Origin of the sequence: Corynebacterium sp. (genome assembly GCF_012838985.1) — a bacterium.
Taxonomy (GTDB): Bacteria; Actinomycetota; Actinomycetes; order Mycobacteriales; family Mycobacteriaceae; genus Corynebacterium.
The window spans coordinates 1-2451 of sequence record NZ_DUOE01000031.1 but is presented as its reverse complement, the minus strand read 5'-3'; the positions used below and the strand labels follow the sequence as shown (position 1 = coordinate 2451).

General features: G+C 69.5%; 4 protein-coding genes and 1 pseudogene. 2 read left to right on the top strand and 3 right to left on the bottom strand.

Going from position 1 to position 2451, the window contains the following annotated elements:
- The coding region (locus GXZ33_RS01480) for a DUF6286 domain-containing protein (protein WP_291339093.1) at positions 1-335 on the top strand (335 nt) is incomplete at its 5' end.
- Positions 332-889 (top strand): hypothetical protein, encoded by a 558-nt coding sequence (locus GXZ33_RS01475; protein WP_291339092.1) that lies wholly within the window; start codon positions 332-334, stop codon positions 887-889. The genes GXZ33_RS01480 and GXZ33_RS01475, both read left to right, overlap by 4 nt.
- On the opposite strand, the gene GXZ33_RS01470 is transcribed toward GXZ33_RS01475, so the two are convergent.
- The 3 genes and pseudogenes from GXZ33_RS01470 to GXZ33_RS01460 form a co-directional block, all read right to left on the bottom strand.
- Positions 883-1605 (bottom strand): hypothetical protein, encoded by a 723-nt coding sequence (locus GXZ33_RS01470; protein ID WP_291339091.1) that lies wholly within the window; start codon positions 1603-1605, stop codon positions 883-885. The two genes, GXZ33_RS01475 and GXZ33_RS01470, sit on opposite strands and share 7 nt — an antisense overlap.
- Entirely contained in the window at positions 1605-2012 is a 408-nt protein-coding gene (gene panD, locus GXZ33_RS01465) for an aspartate 1-decarboxylase (RefSeq protein ID WP_040084831.1), read from the bottom strand. Before panD ends, GXZ33_RS01470 begins: the two co-directional genes overlap by 1 nt.
- A 134-nt stretch (positions 2013-2146) precedes the next feature.
- Positions 2147-2451, bottom strand: a pseudogene (locus tag GXZ33_RS01460) (elongation factor Tu); the annotation flags it as partial.

Here is a 2451-nt window from a genome sequence, read left to right as displayed (position 1 = left end):
TCGGCGTCGTCGCCGCCCTGCTGGGGGCGTTCCTCGTGTGGAGCGCCTTCCGCCCCCGCACCCGCACCCACCGCCGCATCCGCTCCACGGCCCCCGTGTGGATGCGGCCCGTCGACATCTCCCGCACACTCTGCGCCGCCGCCCGCACCGTCCCCGGCGTGGCCTCCGCCGCCAGCCACGTCAGCGGCGACACCGCCCACGTCTCCGTCACAGGTCACCGGGAGGATCTCGCCGAGCTTGTCGACGCCGCCCTGCATCCCCTCCTCAACTCCCTCGACGTCGGTCTCACACTGCAGGTCCGGCAGCGGCCGCTCGCGGAGATGGAGGAGCCGTGAACAGACGGATCAACTACTTCAACCGGCTGGTGGTCCTCGCCTCCGGGCTGCTCATCCTCGCGGGCGGTGCCTGGGCGGTGGGGCTCTACCTCGACCTGCCCCCCGCCCAGCGGCTGACCGACTTCATCGACTTCCCCGCCTGGCGGGCCGCCCCCGGACAACCCTGGTTCGACTGGTTGCTCGCCGGCGTGCTGCTGGTCAGCGCCGTGCTCGGGGGCTGGCTCATCGCCCTGAACCTGCGCCGCTACCGGGTCAGCCGGGTCACCTCACCGGCCTCAGGCACCGCGGGCACCATCGAGCTCAACCTCGCGACCCTGGCGGGCGCGATCGCCCGGGAACTGGAGGAACACCCCCGCGTCGACTCCGTGCTGCACAGCGTCACCCGCTACTGGGACCGCCCCACCATGACCATCACCGTGCGTGCCCGGCCGGGTGCGGACATCCCCGCCCTACGCGACACACTCGAACAGGTCGAGCAGGAGTTCCGCGCCGCCACCCCGGGTATCACCGTCACCACGGAGTACCGGCTGCACCTCCTGCCGCCCCCTCAGTGATCCTCTGACCAGGGTTCATCCTCGACGACCAGGATCTCCCGGACCTCCGCGTACTCCACCGGACGCCCACCCCCGGGCGGCTGCACCACCAGCGGGGCACCCGGCCGGCACTGCACCAGCGACTCCCACGTCCGCTCCTCCCGCTCGAGGCTCCGCCGCCCGGCGGAGAAGCGCTCCATCCCGTGGGAGAGCAGCACCGTCGAGTCATCGGCGAGGGTGACCAGGTGCACCGCATCGCCCCGGTCCCGGCGGCGCACCCCGCACAGGGCGGGGACGGTGGCGGAGGGGGTGGCGTCGAGAAGCGTGATGCCGCTGATCACCCCGAGACGGTGGTCGATGCCCTCCCCCGAGGTGACCACCAGCGGACCCCCGACGAAGGCGGGCCGCAGCGTGGCGTAGGGCCACACCCCCGGTTGCGCCGTCACCCCCGGACGACGGACGATGACGCGCCACGGGTCGACCATGACGCGGTGCTCCGGCGCCTCCGTGCGCAGGAGGTAACGGGCGGTGACGCGGGAACCGACGAGCGGCAGCTCCCCGGGGTGGACACGCCCGAGGACCCCGAGCTCACGCACGAGGTCCTCATCGGTGGCGCCCCACCCGATCCCCCGGTTGGACAGGATGCCGAACAACGTCGGCAGCGACAGGTCCGGCTGTCCCTCCCACACCCGCTGCACCGCGGCGAGAACACCGGGGATGCGCAGGGGATCCTGCATCAGAAGCGGGCGGAGACGCAGTCGGAGCCCGGGACGGCCTCCGCGATGTCATTGCCCAGGGCGACGATGCGGTTGTTCTCGTCCACGTGGACGATGCGCGGCTCGTACTCGAGGGCCTCCTCGAGAGTCGCCTGCAGGTAGGAGATGAGGATGACGATGTCACCCGGGTGGATGAGGTGCGCGGCGGCACCGTTGATGCAGATCTCACCGGTGCCGGGACGGCCGGTGATGACGTAGGTCTCGAGACGTGCACCGTTGGTGACGTCCACGATCGCGACCTTCTCACCTTCGATGAGTCCGGCCGCGGCAAGCAGGTCGGCGTCCACCGTGACGGAACCGACGTAGTTCAGGTCGGCCTGCGTGACGGTGGCGCGATGGATCTTGGCCCCGAGAATGGTCTTGAGCATGCGTAAGAAGATACCTGCATCACACGCTTTTACCAAAGGGGTGGACGGTTACGTTTGCGTAACCTTCTGAATCGACGAAGGGCCCGGAGGGGATGAACCCCTCCGGACCCTCAGGTCAGATCAGAAGCAGAAGACTACTTCAGGATCTTGGTGACACGGCCAGCGCCGACGGTGCGGGAGCCCTCGCGGATAGCGAAGCGCAGGCCCTCGTCCATGGCGACCGGCTGGATCAGGGTGACGGTCATGTCGACGTTGTCGCCCGGCATGACCATCTCGGTGCCCTCCGGCAGCTTCACGACACCGGTGACGTCAGTGGTGCGGAAGTAGAACTGCGGACGGTAGTTGTCGAAGAACGGGGTGTGGCGGCCGCCCTCGTCCTTGGACAGGACGTAGACGGAACCCTCGAACTCGGTGTGCGGGGTGTAAGCGCCCGGCTTGA

Bases quoted from the DNA above. Each gene is read 5' to 3' on its own strand.
- GXZ33_RS01470 (WP_291339091.1), bottom strand. From the start codon at position 1,605: ATGCAGGATCCCCTGCGCATCCCCGGTGTTCTCGCCGCGGTGCAGCGG.
- panD (WP_040084831.1), bottom strand. From the start codon at position 2,012: ATGCTCAAGACCATTCTCGGGGCCAAGATCCATCGCGCCACCGTCACG.